This is a genomic window from Rickettsia asembonensis, from assembly GCF_000828125.2.
GTDB lineage: Bacteria > Pseudomonadota > Alphaproteobacteria > Rickettsiales > Rickettsiaceae > Rickettsia > Rickettsia asembonensis.
This window is the reverse complement of sequence record NZ_JWSW01000016.1, coordinates 1-21,673: the sequence shown is the minus strand read 5'-3', so window position 1 is coordinate 21,673 and position 21,673 is coordinate 1. Positions and strand designations below refer to the sequence as shown.

Here is a 21,673-nt window from a genome sequence, read left to right as displayed (position 1 = left end):
CCTCGATGTCATTCCTGTTTGGCATTGTCCGCGTGGACCACAAAACGCATTCGGTATCACATACCGTGGCTTGTCCACGGTATCCAGTAAAACAACTAAAAATACTAATAATATTAGTATTTTTAACTAGACCCCGTGGACAAGCCACGGGGCGACAGTTGGTAAAACAGGTCCACGCAACAATGCCTGCTCGCAATGACGGGGTGGTATCCACACGGGTAATGCCTTCTCGCAATTACGGAAAAACCGAGCCATGCAATAGCACCGCAATCTTTCGACTGCGGTTCAATCCATAAAATTTATTACTTTCTTATAAATAATCCCAAAAATCTATTGTTGTAAAAAAGTTGCTACAAATTATTAATTATTACTAATTATTAATTAAAATTAACTTTATCCATATAAAATATATTAATATTTTTTAACTAATTACTAATATTTATTAAAAAATAATTAATGTATTGGGGTTAATATTAATGAAAAAATTAAAAATATTAAGAAAATTTCTAACAACGGCATCGCTATGCGGAACATTATTCACTAGCTCTAATGCTGCAGGAGCAACAATTCCTAATCTCGGTAGTGTAAGCTTGAGTACCGGTGCCGGTCTTGTAGGAGAAGTATTTAATAACGGAGATATTATTCAAATAACGGTTGGAGGGCTTGGAATTAAAATATCGGCAGATAAAGCAAATGCTGTTGTTGGCGGGATAAATACATTAATAGCACTACCTGCTTTTGGTGGGGTTGAGGTAAGTCAAAATGTATCAATAGCTCCTCTTAGTGCAACAGTAGGGCTTACTCCTAATTTCGGTCCTCTTAAATTTATTAATAATAATGTTACGTCAATTATTACCGGAGTCGGTAATCAAACATTTAGTAATATAGATTTCGCCGGTAAGAATTCTACTTTACAAATTATAACGGTTTAAATATTACAACTCAGATAGATAATACGGTAGCTGGAAATAACGGTATAATAACTTTTGCAGGTACAGGGACTATATCAAATAATATAGGCTTAACTAATTCTCTTTCTCAAATAAATGTAGGCAATGGGGAAGCACAGATTTATATGCCTGGAGTAGGTAATAGTATAATTAATGCTGCAAATATAAATCTTACTAACAATAATTCTATACTTACTCTTTTTGACGGTAATGTAACAACGTTAACGGGTAATATAAATACTACCGGCGTTGACGGTCAAGGTGTACTAAATCTAGCTCATGATTTGGCCAGTGATAATATAATAACAGGCGATATAGGTAATATAGGCTCATTAGCCGCAATAAATGTTTTACTTGGGTCCGCAACACTTAATTCTACAATATTAAAAGCTGCTAATATTAATTTACAAAGTAATACATCAGTACTTAATTTAGATGACAACATAATTGTTACGGGTAATATAAACGGTGCTAACGGAGTAAACGGTACATTGAATTTTATAGGGAATGCTACACTTAACGGAAATATAAATAATTTAAATATACTTCAGTGTAGTGGAGGTAACGGTAAGATTCTTAATTTACAAGGTAATACTACAGTAAATAGTATTGTTTTTGCAGATAGTGTTTTAGCTTCGGGAACTATAAGTGTTAACGGTCTATTAAATGTAGGAGGTATTACTTTTAATAATAGTAATGCTAGCGGCGGTACTTTAATAATAAATACCGAAAATACAATCAATGTTGCATTATTAAACGCTATAAAAGCAAAAATACAAATAAATGCTAATTTAACAATCAATGATCCAAGTGCCGGAGATATAGGTGATATTAGAATAGCGGATAATACGACATGCAGCAAATGGGAATGTAAATTTGCTAAATAACGGTGCTAAGATAATATTTGAAGGACCAAATTCAGAATTAGATTCAGTGAATACTAGTAATATAAATGACAGAACATTTACTTATAGGGAGTGTTGAGATATGAGTAGCAAGAGGTTATAATGTAATAAAAAAAATAAGAAAGTAAAGAAATGTCAGAGCATCAAATAACAATGGTCAGTTTAGATGAATTAGTTAGTACAGATCATCAATATCGTAGTCGATAATACGGCATTTACGAAGTTACTTAGTATGAATAGGACAGGTAACATTTAATCAAGCTTTAGACCTAGGAGCAGGTGGTAACATATTATTTGGAGCAGATGGTAAGTTAATAGTAAATGGTGTGACCGGTTCAATTACAACTTCTGCAAATAATCAATGAACACTGACAATACAAAGCGGTAATGTTACCGGTACGATTGGAGCTAACGGCAGCAGCTTAAAACTTGTAAATATCGGAGCAAATCCCGTTACGTTCTCAGCTAATGTATTTGCTCCTGTAGCTTTGACTAATACAGGTTCTGCTTTAACTTTAGCAGACGGGGTTACGCTAACCGGAGTAGTAACAACAAATAATAATACAAAAGGTATATTAGTACTTGGAGCCGGTAGTAGTGTAACTGGAGGAATTGGCGGAAATAATGCAGCACTTGAGCGGGTTACTTTGGGTGCTGGTGCTAGTAGTCTTGGAGGTAATATATATTCAGGAGCAGTAGCTCTAACTGATCAGACATCAATATTGACATTACAGGATGGAGCGGTTACAGGTAATGTTGGAGCGGTAGGTAGTGCTTTAGAGGAGGTGGTATTTAACGGTGCTGATAATATAGGCGATACGGCGAATGCAGAGACCTTTACTGTTGCCAATGCTGCGGCAAATACGGTGATTACAGGGCTTGCTACTGGCGCATTAAAATATACAGATACGGGTACAATTACAGCTAATGGAGGGTGGACAGGAGACATCGACTTTAATAATAAAGCTGGTACATTTGAGTTAGATGATGGTGCTATGATTGATGGATCAGTTTTAGGTACTGGAGGAGTTGCCGGTACATTGAATTTTATAGGTGACGGGAATGTAACGGGAAATATAGGTACGGATGCTGCAAATAGCCCTGCTAATATAAATATCCAAGGCGATAACACAAAAAATGTAACTATAGCAAATGATATATTTGTAGGTAATATTAACTTTACAAACGGTGGAGTATTACAGCTTAGCGGAAATCTAACCACTCCTAATATTGATTTCGGAGCAAACGGTGGTACTTTAGAATTTAACGGTAATAATACATATAACTTAAATGCTGTTATAGCAAACGGACAAAACGATATATTAAATGTTTTCACTACCTTGAAATCTACTGAGGCAAGTATCGGTACGGTTAAAACGATTAATATAGGACAAGTTTTTAGAAAACGAAGAGAAACCCCGGAACCCTGAAAGGGCTTGGCGAGAGTGACGGGACTCGAACCCGCGACCTTCTGCGTGACAGGCAGACGCTCTAACCAACTGAGCTACACCCCCTATACATAAGAGATAACAATATATATAACAATTCTTCTATTTCCGCAAGAGTAAAATATCTTATTTTATCAAAAAATATACAGCACCTAAACCTCTAAATATTACTGCTTATCATTATTAATCCAAATTAGTCACTATTAGTTGAAGCCTTAAAAATTATTATACTTTTTAAGGACTTTGTTAAAAAAGAAAAACCTATTAGTTACATTTATACTAACAAAATCTTATTTTATTAATAATTATCAGAGGTTTTATATGACTAAACCATATGTCATTAAATTAACTGCTCCTTTTGAGCGTATTAAACTTTATAATCCTATACCCGATATTGCTCTTAGAAGTGCTATTATTATGCAGGCAATAATAGATGCAACTAATACTTCTACCAAGAAAGAGGCAACAAAAGCAGAATATAACGCTAAAAAATGGCTTTTTGAAAATAATGAAAATTTTAATGCTACTTACTTAGAAATGGGCATTGGCCTAATTATGTAAGAAAGACTGCTAAAAAACTAATTAAATCGCAACAAAATAAGGATAAGCGTCCTAAACTCTACGGCTAAAGTTTAAATTAAATTAATTTGTAATAAAACTTGAAATTACTCTAAATATAAATTAATTGTATAGGTGTTACTTAGTAACGCCTATATATTAATTATTTCAGATTATAAAGGTTATTTATGATTATTTCAGTTTCAGCTCAACATATTTCGATCGGTAATAGCTTACAAGAATATTCCAAAGAGAGGGCTACACAAGTCGTTAAAAAATATTTTACCGATATAATAAATATAGATATACATTTTTCAAAAGAGGGAATTAACTTTAAATGTGATATTATAGTAAAATATGGCTCAGGTAAACATAGTATAGTCAAAAGTAATGATAGTTGTAGCGATATATATGTAGCTTTTGATAAAGCTATGTCAAAACTAGAAAAACAGCTTAGAAAATATAAATCAAAATTCAAAAATCATCATGCTGGTAAAGTAAAAATATCAGAAATTGCTTACGAAGGTACCAAATATATTATTAATCCGCAATCTGATAGTGATACCTCTAACTCCGAAGATAATGATAATCCGGCAATTATCGCTGAAAAGCCTGTAGAAATATTAAAATTATCAGTAAAAGAAGCGGTAATGAAAATGGATTTAGAAGATTTACCTGCGGTAGTATTTAAAAATATCAATAATGATCGTATCAATATAGTTTATTATCGTAAAGACGGTAATATTTCTTGGGTAGATTATAATTAATGATTATTATCCCTTATAAAGGAGTTACGCCAAGAATCGATAAAACTGCATATATTGCCGAAAGCAGCTCTTTAATAGGAGATGTTGAAATAGGTAGTAATTCAAGTATTTGGTTTAATACGGTTCTTAGAGGCGACGTTGAATCAATAAAAATAGGAAATAATACTAACGTACAAGACGGTAGTGTAATTCATACTTCAAGATTTAACGGACCGGTAGAAATAGGCGATAATATAACTATCGGTCATCTCTCTCTTATTCATGCCTGTACAATACATAATAATGCTTTTATCGGTATGAGTACTACAATAATGGATTATGCAGTAATAGAAGAATATGCTTTTATTGCAGCAGAAAGCCTAATCCCCCCAAAGAAGATAATTAAATCTAAAGAATTATGGATGGGATCCCCTGCAAAATTTGTTAGATATTTAACTGATCAAGATTTAGAATATATGCAAGATAACGTAAGAAATTATGTAGAACTTGCAAATGTTTATAAGATTCAATGTCATTCCCGCGTAGGCAAGAATCCAGTACTTTAAAGCTTTTTAATAAGTTCGATTTAGCTCGCTGTATGCTAGATTCCCGCTTTCGCGGGAATGACATACGGTCTTAAATGCCTTAACCGTATTTTTAAGTAAAAAAGCAATAGTCATCGGTCCGATACCGCCCGGAACAGGAGTAATATATTTTACTTTAGATTTAACATTTTCAAAATCAACATCACCGATAATCTTATTGCCGCTAATTCTATTAATTCCTACATCAATTACTATAGATTCAGGATTAAAATATTCGGTAGTGAATTTTAAAGGTAACCCAATAGCCGCAACAACTATATCGGCTTTAGAAGTGATAGAGCTTAGATTTTGCGATTTGGAATGGCAAATAGTAACACTGCAATCTTCTTTTAACAGTAATGCACTTAAAGGTTTACCTACTATATTCGAGCGTCCAATAATTACAACGTTTTTACCGGTTAAATTAGGTTCGTATTTTTTTATAACCGCAAGGCAACCAAGGACAGTGCAGGGTATAAAACCTTGACTAATCCCGCTATGTAAGTAACCGACATTTAAAGGATGAAAACCATCGATATCTTTAGAAGGTGATACTGCTGATAAAATTTTATTTTTATCTATGAAGCTTGGCAAAGGAAGCTGAACTATAATTCCCGAAATCTCATTATCAAGGTTTAACTCATTGATTTTCAATATTAAATCATCAGTATGAATAGTAGTAGATAGATTTACTAATAAAGTATCGATTCCTATTTTATGTGCATTTTTTATTTTATTTTTTACATAAATAATGCTTGCTGGATTATCGCCTACTAGTACTATAGCAAGCTTTGGTGAAGCGTTGGTTTGACTTTTAAGTTCTTGAATTTCTAACTTTAAGTCTGCTAGTATCTCATTTGCTAATGCTTTACCGTCAATTATATTGTTCACTCTTATTTTTTTCTCCGTTCAGTTTTAATGTCATTGCGAGGAAATTACGTAAGTAATTGACGAAGCAATCCAGTAAAAAATTCTGTAAATCAGAATTTTTTTAATTATTTTCTAGATTGTAGCAAAGCCTACGGTTCCTCGCAAGGCATTATTGCGTGGACCGGTAAAACCTACTGTGTCACCCCGTGGCTTGACCACGGGGTCCATAAAAACAATAAAAAATACTAATAATTTTAATATTTTTAACTGGATCCCGTGGTCAAGCCACGGTATGACAGAGGTGAAATTGATCCACGCAACAATGGCTCCTCACAATGACGATCTGCTCCTACTTCCTTTCCCCATACTTAGTGGTAGAATACTCAAAATGTAGAGCCTTGCCGTCAAATACTCTACTATAAGCGTGATGAAGGCTACTTGCTGCTTCGGCAAAACCGGTAAGAATCAGCTTAAGTTTACCGGCATAATGAGCAATATCACCAATAGCATAAATACCTTCTATATTAGTTTGATAATAGGAATTATCTACCTCTATATGGTGAAGCTTAACATTTAAATCCCAATTTGCTAAGCTACCTAAATCTTGTTTTAAACCAAAAAACGGTAGTAATATATTGGCATCTAATTTGCGAGTATTATTTTGTAGATCTTTAACTATAACAGATTGAAGTTCACTATTATTACCATCTAAAGCATTTAATTGATAACCGGTTACTAACTCGATTTTACCGGTTTCTGCAATATCTCTCAATTGCCTTACGCTTTCTGGGGCTGCCGTAAATTTATCCCGCCTATGTACTAAATATATTTTATTTGCAATATCCGAAAGAGAAATAGCCCAGTCAACAGCCGAATCCCCGCCGCCTGCTATAACTATATTTTTACCTGCAAATTTGCTTTTATCATTGATGAAATAAAAAACTGATTTGCTTTCAAAATCTTCAATATTCGTAAGGGGTGGTTTATTTGGACCGAATGAACCTGCTCCTGCTGCAATAATAATAACTTTGCTTTTAATAAGAGTATTTCTTGAGGTTTTAATTTCAAAAAAATCATCTTGTTTATTTAGCTCTATAGCTTGCTGATTTAAATGATATATAGGGTTAAAAGAAGCCGCTTGAAGCTCTAATTGTTTTATTAGCTCTTCTGCTGCAATTTTAGGATAAGCCGGTATATCATAAATAGGTTTTTCGGGATATAAGGTAATACACTGACCGCCAATAACTTCTTGTGCATCAATAACATGACATTTCATACCAAGCATTCCAGCTTGAAAAACTGCAAATAATCCAACCGGACCGGCACCTATTATTACAACATCAGTATTATACATTACTTTTTATATTTAAATTTTAAAAAGGATTTTATTGGATATTGAGGAAATAATCAATTGTTATGTGAGTATATTTATAGAAATAAAACACTTTCGCAGAGAGATTTTTAAAAACTGTCGGATATTATACTAGACGAGATACATTCCATTTTTCTTCTATTTGTTCTAATATATCCGCTTTTATTTCGGCTTTGTTTTTTAGCATACCGAATATTGAGATCTTTTCAGTATTTATAGGTAATATTTGTGCTACTTCTCTATCTCTTTTGGTAATTATAATAGATTCTTTATCTGTTTGTAATTTTTCTATTATCTCAAGACAATGAGATTTAAATTGACTTATTGCTATTTTAGTAGCCATTTTTATACTCTGAAAAAATAAAACTATAATTATACTATAATAGTCAATTATATTTCTATTTATAACAAGCTAATTTGGGTTAGTGATATTAATTTTTTTGTAGGAAAAATATCATAAACTTATATTTAAATATGACTATTTCTTAAACTAGCCTTGTAAAATCGTTAAAATTTGTTAAAGATTAATAATAAATATTAATTATTTTTATTAAAATTATGAAAAATAACTTTAAAATTCTACGAAATATTATCGGTTTTATTATCTTAACTATAAGTGCAGAAAATAGCTTCGCCTCGTCTGCTAATGCTTTTTTCCTTGTTAGTGCAACGGTTTTACCATCTTGTATAGTCACGGCTACTCCTTTAGCTTTTGGTACGTATGTTCCAACTACTGATTCTTTGCAAACAAACAAACTTACTATAACTTGTACTTTAGGTACTGGTTATACCGTTTCATTAAATGCCGGTACCGCACCTGCCGCTACAACAAGTACTCGCAAAATGACAGGCCTCGTTAACACTACTAGCTATTTACCTTATAATCTTTATTCTAATGCAGCAAGAACTCAAAATTGGGGAAATCAATCAAGCGACTGGGTACCGGGAACAGGTACGGGATTACCTCAAACGCTCACAATATACGGAAAAATACCTCAAGGGGCAAATGTTCCTTCTGATACTTATAACGATACAAACAGTAACCGTAGCATATTAATATTATGAAAAAATATTTTTTAAGATTTCTACCTATTATATTTATATTATTTACTTTTAATGTTTTTGCTAGTGCTACTATCGTACCTGTCAATATAGAGATAAGTAAAAATAATAAAATAGCAACTATGACGGTACAAAATAATGATTATACAGCTAAAAAGTTTCAGCTGCTTCTTTTAAAACGTGTGTATGAAAACGGTACAGAAGAATATAAATAAACTACGGATTTAGTGGCAACTCCGGTAACATTTACCTTGCGCGGCGGTAAAACGCAATTGATACGGTTAGCTTTAAAAAATACACAGAATTTTCTACTAGAGAAAAAGACTATAGAATCATATTAAGAGAATTACCTCGTAGAGTAAAACTAGAGAATAGTGCTACCTCTACGGTAAATCTTGTTGTTCAACATAGTATACCTATAACAATATCAAGGTAATATCAATAGCAAATTATCTTTAACTTTAAATAAATAAGCTAATGTGCTTTTTAAATAAAATAATATCAGTTTTTATAGGTATTATTTTATTTATACCGCTAAGCTTTGCAGATGAAATTATCTCCGAATCTCTTGAAGACAATTTACCTTAAACCACAGCGGATACAAACGTGCATGAGGATAAAATGTTAGGACCATTGCCCCAATTGCCTCTAGAAGTAGAATTTGAGAATAGCTCTAATGAAGTTGCGGGCGACAACGAATTGATTGTTTCGCTAAAAGTTAATTATACCGAAACCGATATATTCCCAACTATAGTGCAAAACGCTCAAGGTCATTATTTAATTCCTCTTGAAGATATAGAACATTTTAATATTCAAGAAGATTATCTTAAACAGGGGGCCTCGTGAACTATCACGATACTGCATATATTAATCTAGATTTGCTCAAAGGTACTAAATATGATTTAAACTTCGAGAATTTAGATTTAAACATTACTTTTCCAGATTACTTTTCCAGCGGAAAAATGCAACCTCAATCATTTGATGCTTCAGGCGGTCCTATGCAAAATGTCGATACTAAACTTATCAGCGGTGCATATCTTAATTATGATATAACTCTTAGCCAAAATGATGATATTAATTATTTAGCTGGAGTAGAGGAACTTAATTATTTTACTGAAAACGGCGTATATAGCTATAGTTTTTTACTTCAAACCGAAGCCGTTAAATCAAATTTTTCTAAAGTCAAAAATACTGCAAGAAACCAAAATAAATTTACACGTTTAGAAACAAATTGGACATATGAGAATGTAGATAAAATGACTAATTGGCGGGTAGGGGATAGCATAACTAAAGCATCTTCTTGGTCTAATTCAACTAGATTTGCCGGTATTCAGTATACTACTAATTTTGCGGTTAGACCGAATTTAGTTACTTATCCGTTACCGGATTTTAGAGGGAAATCAGAACTTCCAAGTAGTATAGAAATATTTTCAAATAGTGTGCCTATATATAATGCTAAAGCTCATATGGGGGATTTTGATGTAACAAACATTCCGGTTATTACCGGTAGAGGTGATTTAATAGTCAAAACTCAAGATATAACCGGTAAAGTTCAAACAATCACCATTCCTTATTATGCCTCACCGAGTTTACTGCGCGAAGGGCTTTCAAATTTTTCTTATGAAGCAGGATTTCAAAGACAAGATTTTGCGATATATAGCAATGATTATAAATATTTAGTTCTAAATACCGATTATATGCTTGGTATGAATGATTATTTAATAAGCGGTGGACATTTTGAATTTTTGAAAAATAATGGAGCAGTAGGGTAACTCTAATAACTTAAAAATCGGAAATTTTGGAATTATAGGCATTTCAGCTGCAAGTAATATCAAAAATTTCGGTCGTTCTCAAAGAATTAATTGCGGTTATACTTATGAATCGGAATATTTTGACATTAATAGTAATTTAGATTGGAATAATAGCAATTATCAGGATGTATATAACTATCCCGATAAAACTTTTTCAAGTTTAAATTATCAGATTTCAGCTAGCTGCGGTAATACCGATTTTGGTAATATAAGTGTTAATTTTTTGTCTTTTGTCGTAAATAACACAATACAACAAGGTAAACGTACAAATATAATATCATCGACTTATCAAAGAAATATTACTAAAAAAGGTTTTTTAAGTTTTACTATAGGTACTGATTTAAACAGTAAACGTAAAAATAATTTTGCCTATATGTCATTTAACTTCAATTTAGACGGTAATAAAAGTATTTCATTTACCGATTCGTATCAAAATAAATATCATACGAAGCAACTTGGTATTTCTTCACCGGTTACCTCAAATATAGGATGGAGATATAATGCTAATATAATTAAAGCTAAAGCTACAAACTATAACGTACAGCTTAATCGTAACGGTAAAAATAACGATATTGGAGTTTATCTGCAGAAAAATGATATCGAAACAGTGAAACAGTTTAATATCAAAGGAGGTATTGTCTCTATTGATAAAAGCTATTATGTGACGAGACCGATTACCGGAGGTCTTGCTTTGATTAAAGTAAATAGTTTAAAAAATGTCGGAGTTTATAATAACAATCTATTAGCCGGCTATACTGATGATAAAGGTAAAATGCTTGTGCCAAACGTAACACCATATGTTCCTTCTGAAATAAGATTAGATGATGAAAATCTACCTCTTAATACCGAGTTTGAGGAAATTGCTTTAAAAGTTGCTCCAAAAACAAAATCAGCAGTATTATTGATTTCAATGTTAAAATAATTAAAAGTGTTGAAATGACTATATTTGATAGCAATAACGTTCGATAGTACGGTTAATATTGAAGGTTTAGACGAAGAAATATTTGTAGGTTATGACGGTAAGGTTTATATCAATGATATTAAAGACCTTGAAGTATTAAACGGCTCTATTTGTGATGATAATGAAGAGAATAATAGATGCTGTCATGCGTGCCGGTTAATAGAGACTTAAAAGACCTTGTAATTGATTTAGGCGAAGCGATATGCAAATGAAGACTTTGTTATTATTTCTGAGAAAGTATTATTGTATGGCTCTATGTCATTCCCGCTTTCGCGGGAATGACATAAAGTGGGTTTTTCGAGCCATGCAACAATTTCTGCAAATGCTCGCAATGACGATGATGCTTATTATACCGGGAAATGCTACGGCTTTGCTTGCAACATGTAATCAATCAGTTCCAACCGTAAATTTCGGTACTTTTAATGTAGTGGCAGTGCGAACAACTTCCGTTACTGCTTCAGTTACTTGTAGTGCTTTATTATCACTACTTGTTAGCTATACCGTAACTTTTAGTACGCTAATATTTATAATCCAAGAAATATGGTTAACGGGGTACGTAAGCTGAATTATAATTTATACAAAGATGCAGCTTTTACTCAAATACTCGGTAACGGGACTAGTAGTACGGTAACATTTACCGATAGCTATACGTTAGGTCTTGGACCAGTCACAAAAAACTATACCGTATATGCACGCCTGCCCTCATAACCTCTTGCCGCTGCCGGGACGTTTCAAGACACTATTACCGTAACCCAACCATAGCTATATTAATAGACTTTTTGCATAAATTGATTCCCAGGATGCTGGACATTACCATCCGGTATTAGGAAGTTGTATTTTTATTATAACATTAAAAATAATTTAAGCTTTATATCACATAATTATTAATTTTAATTAATAATTATAATAATGTTATTACTATAACTACATTTAGTATTTTGTAGTTACTTAGGCTCTGTTTAATTATGGTTATTTTTTGCTACAAATTATAAGGTTTTTTTGAAATATGAATAACTATTTCTGCAAAAAAAGCAAAAGTACACAGAACCAATATGTTTAACTTAAATAAAGGTCGAATTTATGAAAAATGAAGAACAACAAAATCAACCAGCTCCAAAACATGGTCGAATAATATTCACTCTTTACACAATGTAAAAAGTTTGTGTAGATAAGAAGCTAATAAATGAAGAGTAGAAACTTAACAGATTTGAAACAGGGAAAGGAAGTGATGAGCGTTTTGGAAATGATGTTGCAGGGGAACCGCTACCATTATAGATGGGCATATCCTTAATGGTGGGCGTACAGATGATACAGATTGGGTAAATGCTACCAATGAAGAAATAAGAGCGGAATTAAAAGATTCAACGTTTAACTGGATAAACTTTGCTATACCATTAGAAGGTGAGAAAAAGCTTACAATAGAATGGGATTATACTGCATCACATAAAACTCACGGTTATATAGTGCATGCGTAGACCGATAAACCCACTATGTCACCCCGTGGCTTGCTAACTAGGTCCATAAAAACAACAAAAAATACTAATAATTTTAGTATTTTTAACTGGATCCCGTGGTCAAGCCACGGAATGACAGAGGTGAAGTTGTTCCACGCAACAACGCCTACTCGCAATGATGGGGCGGTATCCACGCAACGTTGCCTTACTTCCGCATGATAAGCCTGCGTGTACCTTAAGAAAGCATAAATAGTAATCAAGAGTGATTTGTGTCAAGTCAAAAATCTAAAAAAAAATAAATATTTATATTGAATAAATTATTATTCTCGTGTCTACTTAGGTGAAGATTCTATACACTAAATATGGTGTCATTTTTTCAAAATAAGCATTATAAATAACGCCTACACCACCATTAGTACCTATAATGAACACGCTTAAAAAAAATAAATTTCAAATAACTATAAACAACAACCATAACAATTTACTTACTCCTTTCGGTAAAGCTATTCTGCGAGATCGATATCTTATGAAAGGTGAGGATTTTCAATATTTATTTGCAAGAGTTTCTAGTTATTATGCCGAAAATAAACAGCATGCTCAGAAGTTATATGAATATATGAGTAAAATGTGGTTTATGCCGGCAACACCAATCTTAAGTAACGGCGGAACGGATAGGGGGCTTCCTATTTCATGCTTCTTAAATGAGACTGATGACAGCTTAGACGATATAGTAAATTTATGGACGGAAAATGTTTGGCTTGCTGCACGCGGCGGCGGGATTGGAAGTTATTGGGGTAATGTTCGTTCTATTAATGAAGTGATTCGTGATAAAGGTCATTCATCCGGTATTATACCGTTTATTAAAGTAATGGATTCTATGACTCTTGCTATTTCGCAAGGTTCTATTAGACGAGGTTCATCAGCTGTATATCTGCCTATTAATCACCCTGAAATTGAAGAATTTATTGATATAAGACGTTCGACAGGTGGGGATGTTAACCGAAAAGCTCTTAATATTCATCACGGTATAGCTATAACCGATGAATTTATGAAAGCCGTTGAAAACAATACGGATTTCGACCTTGTTAGTCCTGCTACCAAAAAAGTTGTAAATAAAGTTAGAGCAAGAGATTTATGGGTTAAATTATTAACTACTAGAATAGAAACGGGTGAGCCTTATTTGTTATTTATCGATAGTGTTAATAAATCCATACCTGAGCATCATAAAAAATTAGGACTTCAAGTTAAAATGTCCAATCTTTGTAGTGAAATTACATTGCCGACGGGAATTGACCATTTAGGAAAGTCAAGAACTGCCGTTTGTTGCCTTTCTTCTTTAAATTTAGAGTATTATGAAGAGTGGAAAGATGATAAAGAATTTATCCATTCTATTATGTTGTTCCTTGATAATGTTTTAGAAGACTTTATTAATAAAGCACCGGATACTATGGCAAGAGCTAAATATTCGGCTATGCGTGAGCGAAGCGTTGGACTTGGTGTGATGGGATTCCATTCGTTTTTGCAAATGAAAAAAGTACCGATAGAATCAGTTATGGCAAAAGTTTGGAATAAAAAAATATTTGAATATATATCTGCTGAAGCTGATAAAGCCTCAATAGAAATCGGTAAAGAAAAAGGAGTATGTCCTGATGCTATAGATGCAGGAAGTAATGAACGATTTAGCAATAAAACTGCAATAGCACCCACCGCTTCAATTTCGGTAATAGCAGGTAATGCCTCACCCGGCATAGAGCCGTTTGCCGCTAATAGCTTTGTACAAAAGACTTTAACCGGTTCTTTTAACGTGCGTAACAAACATTTAGAAAAGTTATTAGAAGAGAAAGGATTTAATAATGATCAAGTTTGGTCTTCGATTGCAACACATGAAGGATCAGTACAACATTTAACATTTTTATCCAAAGAAGAAAAACAGGTTTTCAAAACCGCTTACGAAATTGATCAGAATTGGCTAATTGAACTGGCAAGCGATCGTACTCCTTACATTACGCAAGCACAATCTTTAAACATCTTTTTACCGGGGAATGTTAGTAAGAAATATTTAAATAATATTCATTTTAAAGCCTGGAAAAAAGGAGTAAAAAGTTTATATTACTGTAGATCGACATCAATACAGCGAGCCGATAAAGTGTCGCATGATGTACTAAAAGCAGATTTCAAAGACTTAGAGAAACAAAACGATAAGTTAGCAGAAGCCGGTAATTACGAAGAATGCTTAGCTTGTCAGTAAGTATAATATAACTATGCAAAGATATTTAGACCCAACGAATGATGTAGCATTTTAAAAATTGTTTACGGATAAAACAAGGTTAATAAGCTTTCTTAATAATATTATGAGGCTACCTGAAGAGTTAAGGATTATCGACCTTGAATATATTTCAAACGAACAAGTACCGGATTTAGGGCAGAATAAAAGGAGTATAGTAGACGTTAAAGTTAGAGATAACTCCGGCAATATTTATATTGTTGAGATGCAAAACGGATATGCCGATGCTTTTTTAGCAAGGGTACAATTTTACGGTTGTATAGCATTTTCTTTGCAATTAAAAAGAGGAAAAGAATATGCTGATCTAGCTCCTGTAGTAATGGTAGTAATTACTTCTGGATTTCAGGCATTACCCGAGGAAAAAGAATGTATTAGCTATCATCAAACTATTAATGTCGGTAACGGTAAGCATCAACTTAAATACTTGTCTTACGTATTTGTTGAATTAGATAAATTTACCAAAGAAGCAGATGAGTTAGAAAGCTTAGAAGATGATTGGTTATATATGATGGCTAAATTCGATAGAGTAAAAGAACCCCCGAAACATATAAAAGATGAGATAGTATTATCAGCCTATAAAACTATTGAATAATTTAACTGGAGCGAAGCAGAATATGATAATTATATTAAAGCAATGCTTGCTGCTCAAACAGAAGAGTTAAATCAAAAAAGTAAGTATAATGAGGGGAAAGCTGAAGGGAAAAGCGGAGGCTAAAATTGAAGCGGCAAAAAACGCATTACTTGAGGGAATTGATATAAATACTATATCAAGAATAAAACGGGATTACCGGTTACAGAAATAGAAAAATTAAAAGAATAAAAGAAAAATTATGTCACTACTTGATGCAAGTCCAATTTATAAACCGTTTTCATATCCATGGGCGTATGAAGCTTGGCACACTCAACAAAAAATTCATTGGTTACCGGAAGAAGTACCGCTTGCCGACGATGTTAAAGATTGGAAATATAACTTAACACCCGGTGAGAAGCATCTATTAACGCAAATATTTCGTTTTTTTACACAGGCAGATATTGAAGTGAATAATTGCTATATGAAGCATTATTCACGAGTATTTAAACCGACTGAAATATTAATGATGTTATCGGCATTTTCTAATATGGAAACAGTGCATATTGCGGCATACTCACATTTACTTGATACGGTAGGTATGCCGGAATTAGAATATTCAGCATTTCTTAAATATAAGGAAATGAAAGACAAGTATGATTATATGCAGCAATTTGGAGTGGATACCAAAGAAGATATAGCAACTACACTCGCAGTATTTGGAGCTTTTACCGAAGGATTACAGCTATTTGCTTCTTTTGCGATCATGCTTAATTTCCCTCGTTTTAATAAAATGAAAGGTATGGGTCAGATTATTGCTTGGTCAGTGCGTGATGAAACACTTCATACTAATTCAATTATTACTCTGTTCAAGACTTTTGTAAGAGAGAATCCTGAAGTTTGGACGGAAACTTTACGTAAACGTATTTATGAAGCTTGTACGACTATTGTGCATTTTGAAGATGCCTTTATTGAACTTGCTTTTGAAGTCGGCGGTATTGAGGGGTTAACGGCATATGAAGTAAGACAATATATTCGTTATATTGCCGATCGTCGTTTAATGCAGCTAGGACTCAAAGATGTATATTTGGTAAATCATAATCCGCTTCCTTGGCTTGATGAAATGCTAAATGGAGTCGAGCATACGAACTTTTTTGAAAATAGAGCAACTGAATATTCAAAAGCAGCGACCACCGGTTCATGGGAAGAAGTATTCACTGAGATGGACGCCAAAAGCGGAGGCTAAATAATATACTCAGATAGAACTTGAAAAAATTGGCAGCCATATCGCAGCCATATCTTCGTAAGTCCTCGGATGCTGAACATGTTGTGTTGAAGTATATATATTAACAACAAGAATAAAAAAAAATTAAGAATACTTAATCTTTATTTTTAAAAATTTTTTAAAATAGATTTAGAATATTTAAAAATTTCGAGTAATTTTATGGCTGTTATAAATAATAAAAACTATCAAAAAGTTGTAGAAAAAGTTTTATCTTCTTCTAAAGCTAATAAAGTATTAAAGAGTGCAATTAAGGACTTATCGTCTTCAAAGAGTATAAGTTTAAAAACGATGTTACTCGGAGCAAGGTTTGTTTTAACTAATCCTGTAAATAGTTATAATCTTGTTAAGCTTGCTAAATCCTCTAATATATATCTTGATCCAGAATTTCAAAAATCACTTCTTGAAAAATCTCCAATATGGGAATTTTTAAAAAAACATTCAGATGATTTGCCTAAAATAGGTCAAATCTTAGCAAATGCGGGCTTTAGAGAATTTCAAGATAAGAGTGCTTTAGATGAAAAGGGACTCGAAATACTAAAAGAATGTTTTAAAAATGAAAAAGTACTTAAAAAACTTCAAGAAATTGCAGTTGAAGTAAAGCAAGAGCTACCGGACTGGAATAAAGTGACTTCTAGAACTTTAGATATGCTGGTTACCGATAAAAATTTCAAAAAATTCTTTAATGAAAAGAGCGAAGATATTACAAATTATATACGCACCGGAGCAACTGAAATATTTCCAAGCGATTATATAAAAACTTTTGATGATATATTACAAAAACCCGAAAAGAAAAATTTATATTCATTAGTTATCAAAATATTTAATGAACATCCTGATTTTAAACAAGAACTAGCTGAAAATATAAATAATACTCATTCTCTAAAAAGATTTAAAAAACTATCGTCTGAAAAACAAATAATTATTGAAAATTTCTTAGAAGAAGCAAAAGAACAAGCTAAACCTTTCTTAAAAGAACATTTTGAAAGCTACAAAATCGATCTTAAAATTTTAGATATTATTCCTACTTTATTAAATAAAATTCCTGAGACAAAAGAGATTTTTGATACTCTTAATACTCCAAATCAAGGAGTAATGGTAGCTCTTGAGAAATCTTTAGAAATGGTAGCGGGTGATGATAAATTAAAAAGTTTTTTTGCTAATAATAAAACAATCTTACCAAATATTGCTTTAGGTATTATTGAAAATACTCCTAGCGTACAAAGCATAACAAAAGAATATAATTTTGATAAACAAATGCTTAGTATAGTAGGCGAAGTTATGTCAAAACCGGAAATTGCTCATGAGATTATTGCAGACTTAAATAAAGGCAATTATATGAGTTTAACCGGTAATATAATCTCTGCCCTTAATGATCATTCATTTAAATTAAAAGATATATTAGTAGAGCAAAGTAAAGAAGGGCTATTTGATAATTTAATTACAGGAGTTTTAGAACAAGATGAAAAAAATAGCCAAACTATAAAACAACAACTTATAAATTACGGTCTGGAAGCGAGTGATATTACAAAGCTAACGAGTATAATGCCTATATTACTTGATAAACCTGAGTCATTAAAAAAGGTTTTTCGAGATTTTATTAAAGGTGATTATACGGGAATGGCAAAAGAGTTAATAGCTTTAACTAAAGATAATCCTGAGATTAAGAGATATTTAAACGATAATAGAGAAATATTTGCAAGTATTTTAGATAAAACTTTAAAAGATATACCGGGCATAAATAACCTTGATAAGAAAGAATTATATAATGTACTTCCATCAATGTTAAACCATCCTGATGAATTAGTTAAAGTTATAGAAGAGGTTGAACAAAGTAATTATCGTGGGGCCGCTAGTGCTATATATAATCTAGCTCAAAAAACCAATTATTTTGAAGGCCAATTGCCGAATATTATAAAAGCAGGTTTTAACTATGCTACTGAAAAAGTAAAAGACGTATTTAGTCCATCACAAGATTTTAAAGATAAAACTATAGATGAAATTACTCTTAGAAATAATTTAAATAAAATACAAAATGGAAAATTCAGCTTAGAGGGAGCTATATTAGTAGGTAATTTATCTAATATTGACTTCTCAGGCGTATCATTAAAAAATGCAGATTTAACTAAAGTAACTTCTTTAAAAGATTGTAATTTTAAAAATACTAATTTAGCAGAGACTAAATTACCCGATAATTTAATACTACTTACTGATACTTACAATCTCGATAAGGCTATCCCTCCTTTAGCACCTAAACTAATTAAAGAACAACAAGCAAAATTAATTGATAAGGCAATTGATAAAGTATTTTTACAAATACAAGCCGAAGAAAAAAGAAATTTACTTAGTAAAAAAGAATTTGCTCAACAGGTAAATATATTATGCAAAGAAAATCAAACGATTAAAAACTATATTATAGAAAAACTAAATTCGCTACCTATGAATATGGTTACTAACCTAGCTACTCCTAAAACAAATCAATATAAACATATTACAAATCATGTAAATTCTCCATTACAAATATTGAACCCTTTATATGAAAATATTGCAAATAAACAAGATATTAAGAGTAATTTATTGGCAAATATTTTAAGCGAGAAAATATCACAAAAACTTTTTGATAAAGGTGATAATAGAGGTGAAGATTTTTACATGATTAATCAGATGCTAAAACCTATCGTTTCTGAATATTCTAAAGAGAATCCCGATAATATAAATAATTTTTTAGAGCCAAAAAATCTAGAAAAGTTAGCAAGTAATATTGCCTCTACTTTAAATTCTAAATCTAAATATACTTGGGCAGGCACTATTACCGGTGGAATTTATTTACCAAAAGAAACCTTCAATGAAGAGTTAAAAGATAATTTTAAGAATGAATTTGAAAATATTAATAAACTAAATGTTTTAAAAGAAGCAAAAAATATAGTTTCAAATTTAGATAGTAAAGTGCATATAGTGGATAATCACGATAAATCACATACTTACGAATCATTACCTACAAAAAATAAAAAAAATACACAGATAACTCCATAAATCTTAGATCAAATTGATTTAATTATCATATTATGAAATAAAAATTAAAATATTTAAGTAGTTCTTAATTTATTTCTTTGAATCAATTTTAAGATAATTTAATGTTTATGTAATTAAATACATTTCATTATTTTTATGGCAGTTACAAATTCCATTAAAGATATTAAATTAAAGAATTTTAATAAAACTGTTAAAAGGACATTATCTTCTCCTGATACAGATAAGGCATTTACAATGCTTTATTTATGACCTCGCATCTCCAAAGAAAAAAATATTACCCGTTAGCATAGGAGCATTATTAAAAAGTGCGAAGTTTGCTTTAACTAATCCCGTAAATAGTTATAATCTTGTTAAACTTGCAAGCTCCTCTGATATATATCTTGATTCAAACTTTCAAAAATCCGTTCTTGAAAAATCTGAAATATGGGATTTTCTAAAAAACCATGCAGATGATTTACCAAAAATAGGACAAATCTTAGCAAAAGCAGGTTTTAGAGAATTTCAAGAAGGTAGTTTTCTAGATCAAAAGGGCCTTACAACATTAAAAGAATGTTTTAAAAATGATAATGTACTTAAAAGCATTAAAGAAATTGCAATTGAGCTAAAGCAAGATGTACCAGACTATAATAAAGTGACTTCTAAAACATTAGAAATGTTATCTACCGATAAAAATTTCTTGAAATTTTTTAATGAAAAAGGAAAAGATATTGCAGATTATATACGTACCGGAGCAATAGAAATACTTCCAAGCGACTATATAAAAGCTTTTGATGATATATTACAAAAACCTCAAGGTAAGGATATATATGCAAAAGTTATAAAAATATTTAATGAACATCCTGAGTTTAAACAAGAGCTGGCTGAAAATATAAACAATCCTACTGCTCTAAAAAGGTTTAATAAATTATCTCCTGAAAAACAAATAATTATAGAAGGTTTCTTAATAGAAACTAAAGAACAAGCTAAACCTTTCTTAAAAGAATATTTTGAAAGTTATAAAGTTGATCCTAGTATTGTAGATACTATTCCTACTTTATTAAATAAAATGCCTGAAACAAAAGAGATTTTTAATACTCTTAATGCTCCAAATCAAGGAGTAATAGTAGCTCTTGAGAAATCTTTAGAAATGGTAGCAGGCGACGATAAATTAAAAAGTTTTTTTGCTGATAATAAAATAGTCTTACCAGATATTGTCTCAGCTATTATTGAAAATACTCCGAATATACAAAGCATGACGAAAGAATATAATTTCGATAAACAAATGCTTAGTATAGTAGGCGAAGTTATGTCAAAACCGGAAATTGCACATGCTATTATTACAGATATAAATAAAGGCGATTATATGAACGTAACAAGCCGTGTAATTAATGCTTTTAACGAGCCTTCATTTAAGTTAAAAGATATATTAATAGAGCAAAGTAAAGAAGGTTTATTCGATAATTTAATTAAAGGGGTTTTAGAAAAAGATGAAAAAAATAGCCAAACTATAAAACAACAGCTTGTAAATTATGGGCTAGAAACAAAAGATGTTACAAAACTTACGAATGTAATGCCTATATTACTTGATAATCCTGAATCATTAAAAAAGATTTTTGATGGATTTGTTAAAGGTGATTATACGGGACTAGCTAAAGAATTGGTAATGTTAACTAAAGATAATCCCGAAATCAAAAAATACTTAAACGATAATAAAGAAATATTTGCAAGTATTTTAGATAAAACTTTAAAAGATGTACCCGGTATAAATAAGCTCGATAAGAAAGAATTATATAATGGGAGTGTTGA

Annotated in this window: 18 protein-coding genes, 1 tRNA gene and 5 pseudogenes; 20 read left to right on the top strand and 4 right to left on the bottom strand. The window is 31.6% G+C overall.

The window, feature by feature from the left end; all coding sequences use genetic code 11:
* Positions 1 to 5: 5 nt before the first annotated feature.
* Together SB78_RS10365 and SB78_RS11935 are read left to right on the top strand one after the other, a co-directional pair.
* Positions 6 to 296 (top strand): hypothetical protein, encoded by a 291-nt coding sequence (locus SB78_RS10365; protein ID WP_146625007.1) that lies wholly within the window; start codon positions 6 to 8, stop codon positions 294 to 296.
* A 180-nt stretch (positions 297 to 476) separates the two neighbouring features.
* A pseudogene (locus SB78_RS11935) lies at positions 477 to 3,252 on the top strand (beta strand repeat-containing protein); the annotation flags it as partial.
* 40 nt (positions 3,253 to 3,292) lie between these two features.
* Here the strand turns inward: SB78_RS11935 and SB78_RS02990 are convergent.
* A tRNA-Asp gene (locus SB78_RS02990) sits at positions 3,293 to 3,369 on the bottom strand.
* Positions 3,370 to 3,624: 255 nt separating this feature from the next.
* Here SB78_RS02990 and SB78_RS02985 point away from each other — a divergent pair.
* From SB78_RS02985 to SB78_RS02975, 3 genes and pseudogenes are all read left to right on the top strand, one after another.
* Positions 3,625 to 3,932, top strand: a pseudogene (locus SB78_RS02985) (hypothetical protein).
* A gap of 117 nt (positions 3,933 to 4,049) precedes the next feature.
* Positions 4,050 to 4,628 (top strand): ribosome hibernation-promoting factor, HPF/YfiA family, encoded by a 579-nt coding sequence (gene hpf, locus SB78_RS02980; RefSeq protein WP_011271027.1) that lies wholly within the window; start codon positions 4,050 to 4,052, stop codon positions 4,626 to 4,628.
* The gene (locus tag SB78_RS02975; RefSeq protein ID WP_041078522.1) at positions 4,628 to 5,173 is read left to right on the top strand and encodes a gamma carbonic anhydrase family protein; all 546 of its coding nucleotides are present in this window, start codon (positions 4,628 to 4,630) and stop codon (positions 5,171 to 5,173) included. The genes hpf and SB78_RS02975 overlap by 1 nt, the downstream gene beginning before the upstream one ends.
* A 6-nt stretch (positions 5,174 to 5,179) precedes the next feature.
* Here the strand turns inward: SB78_RS02975 and folD are convergent, their stop codons facing one another.
* The gene (gene folD / locus SB78_RS02970; protein ID WP_052458471.1) at positions 5,180 to 6,082 is read right to left on the bottom strand and encodes a bifunctional methylenetetrahydrofolate dehydrogenase/methenyltetrahydrofolate cyclohydrolase FolD; all 903 of its coding nucleotides are present in this window, start codon (positions 6,080 to 6,082) and stop codon (positions 5,180 to 5,182) included.
* Positions 6,083 to 6,233: 151 nt separating this feature from the next.
* On the opposite strand from folD, the gene SB78_RS10035 reads away from it, so the two are divergent.
* Positions 6,234 to 6,455 (top strand): hypothetical protein, encoded by a 222-nt coding sequence (locus SB78_RS10035; protein WP_199402736.1) that lies wholly within the window; start codon positions 6,234 to 6,236, stop codon positions 6,453 to 6,455.
* On the opposite strand, the gene SB78_RS02965 is transcribed toward SB78_RS10035, so the two are convergent.
* Together SB78_RS02965 and SB78_RS02960 are read right to left on the bottom strand one after the other, a co-directional pair.
* Positions 6,411 to 7,415, bottom strand: coding sequence for an NAD(P)/FAD-dependent oxidoreductase (locus SB78_RS02965; protein WP_041078520.1), 1,005 nt, complete (start codon positions 7,413 to 7,415; stop codon positions 6,411 to 6,413). The genes SB78_RS10035 and SB78_RS02965 overlap by 45 nt on opposite strands.
* Positions 7,416 to 7,539: 124 nt before the next feature.
* The gene (locus SB78_RS02960) at positions 7,540 to 7,776 is read right to left on the bottom strand and encodes a type II toxin-antitoxin system Phd/YefM family antitoxin (RefSeq protein WP_041078518.1); all 237 of its coding nucleotides are present in this window, start codon (positions 7,774 to 7,776) and stop codon (positions 7,540 to 7,542) included.
* A 215-nt stretch (positions 7,777 to 7,991) separates the two neighbouring features.
* Here SB78_RS02960 and SB78_RS02955 point away from each other — a divergent pair, with 215 nt between their 5' ends.
* From SB78_RS02955 to SB78_RS02890, 14 genes and pseudogenes are all read left to right on the top strand, one after another.
* Positions 7,992 to 8,498: a Csu type fimbrial protein gene (locus SB78_RS02955; protein ID WP_041078516.1), complete on the top strand. Its 507-nt coding sequence runs from the start codon at positions 7,992 to 7,994 to the stop codon at positions 8,496 to 8,498.
* Entirely contained in the window at positions 8,495 to 8,710 is a 216-nt protein-coding gene (locus tag SB78_RS10715; protein ID WP_241773691.1) for a hypothetical protein, read from the top strand. Before SB78_RS02955 ends, SB78_RS10715 begins: the two co-directional genes overlap by 4 nt.
* Before the next feature lie 406 nt (positions 8,711 to 9,116).
* Positions 9,117 to 9,341: a hypothetical protein gene (locus SB78_RS10710; protein WP_241773690.1), complete on the top strand. Its 225-nt coding sequence runs from the start codon at positions 9,117 to 9,119 to the stop codon at positions 9,339 to 9,341.
* A 116-nt stretch (positions 9,342 to 9,457) separates the two neighbouring features.
* Positions 9,458 to 10,267 carry a fimbria/pilus outer membrane usher protein gene (locus SB78_RS09190; RefSeq protein ID WP_241773689.1) on the top strand — a complete coding sequence of 270 codons (810 nt, stop codon included), beginning with the start codon at positions 9,458 to 9,460 and terminating at the stop codon, positions 10,265 to 10,267.
* Positions 10,268 to 10,283: 16 nt separating this feature from the next.
* A complete protein-coding gene (locus SB78_RS07850; protein WP_338390875.1) occupies positions 10,284 to 11,228 on the top strand; it encodes a fimbria/pilus outer membrane usher protein in 945 nt (314 codons plus the stop codon).
* Between the two features lie 24 nt (positions 11,229 to 11,252).
* A complete protein-coding gene (locus tag SB78_RS02920) occupies positions 11,253 to 11,438 on the top strand; it encodes a hypothetical protein (protein ID WP_041078514.1) in 186 nt (61 codons plus the stop codon).
* Positions 11,439 to 11,607: 169 nt separating this feature from the next.
* Positions 11,608 to 12,018: pseudogene (locus tag SB78_RS02915) on the top strand (spore coat protein U domain-containing protein).
* A gap of 329 nt (positions 12,019 to 12,347) precedes the next feature.
* Positions 12,348 to 12,658 (top strand): annotated as a pseudogene (locus SB78_RS11720) (chitin-binding protein); the annotation flags it as partial.
* A gap of 99 nt (positions 12,659 to 12,757) precedes the next feature.
* A complete protein-coding gene (locus tag SB78_RS10705; protein ID WP_241773688.1) occupies positions 12,758 to 12,940 on the top strand; it encodes a hypothetical protein in 183 nt (60 codons plus the stop codon).
* Between the two features lie 205 nt (positions 12,941 to 13,145).
* Positions 13,146 to 14,969, top strand: coding sequence for a ribonucleoside-diphosphate reductase subunit alpha (locus SB78_RS02910; protein WP_041078512.1), 1,824 nt, complete (start codon positions 13,146 to 13,148; stop codon positions 14,967 to 14,969).
* Between the two features lie 58 nt (positions 14,970 to 15,027).
* On the top strand, positions 15,028 to 15,597 hold the full coding sequence (locus SB78_RS02905; RefSeq protein WP_241773687.1) for an Rpn family recombination-promoting nuclease/putative transposase: 570 nt from the start codon (positions 15,028 to 15,030) through the stop codon (positions 15,595 to 15,597).
* 238 nt (positions 15,598 to 15,835) lie between these two features.
* Positions 15,836 to 16,819 (top strand): ribonucleotide-diphosphate reductase subunit beta, encoded by a 984-nt coding sequence (locus SB78_RS02900; protein WP_041078510.1) that lies wholly within the window; start codon positions 15,836 to 15,838, stop codon positions 16,817 to 16,819.
* 198 nt (positions 16,820 to 17,017) lie between these two features.
* Positions 17,018 to 19,888 carry a pentapeptide repeat-containing protein gene (locus tag SB78_RS02895; protein ID WP_041078508.1) on the top strand — a complete coding sequence of 957 codons (2,871 nt, stop codon included), beginning with the start codon at positions 17,018 to 17,020 and terminating at the stop codon, positions 19,886 to 19,888.
* 135 nt (positions 19,889 to 20,023) lie between these two features.
* A pseudogene (locus SB78_RS02890) lies at positions 20,024 to 21,673 on the top strand (pentapeptide repeat-containing protein); the annotation flags it as partial.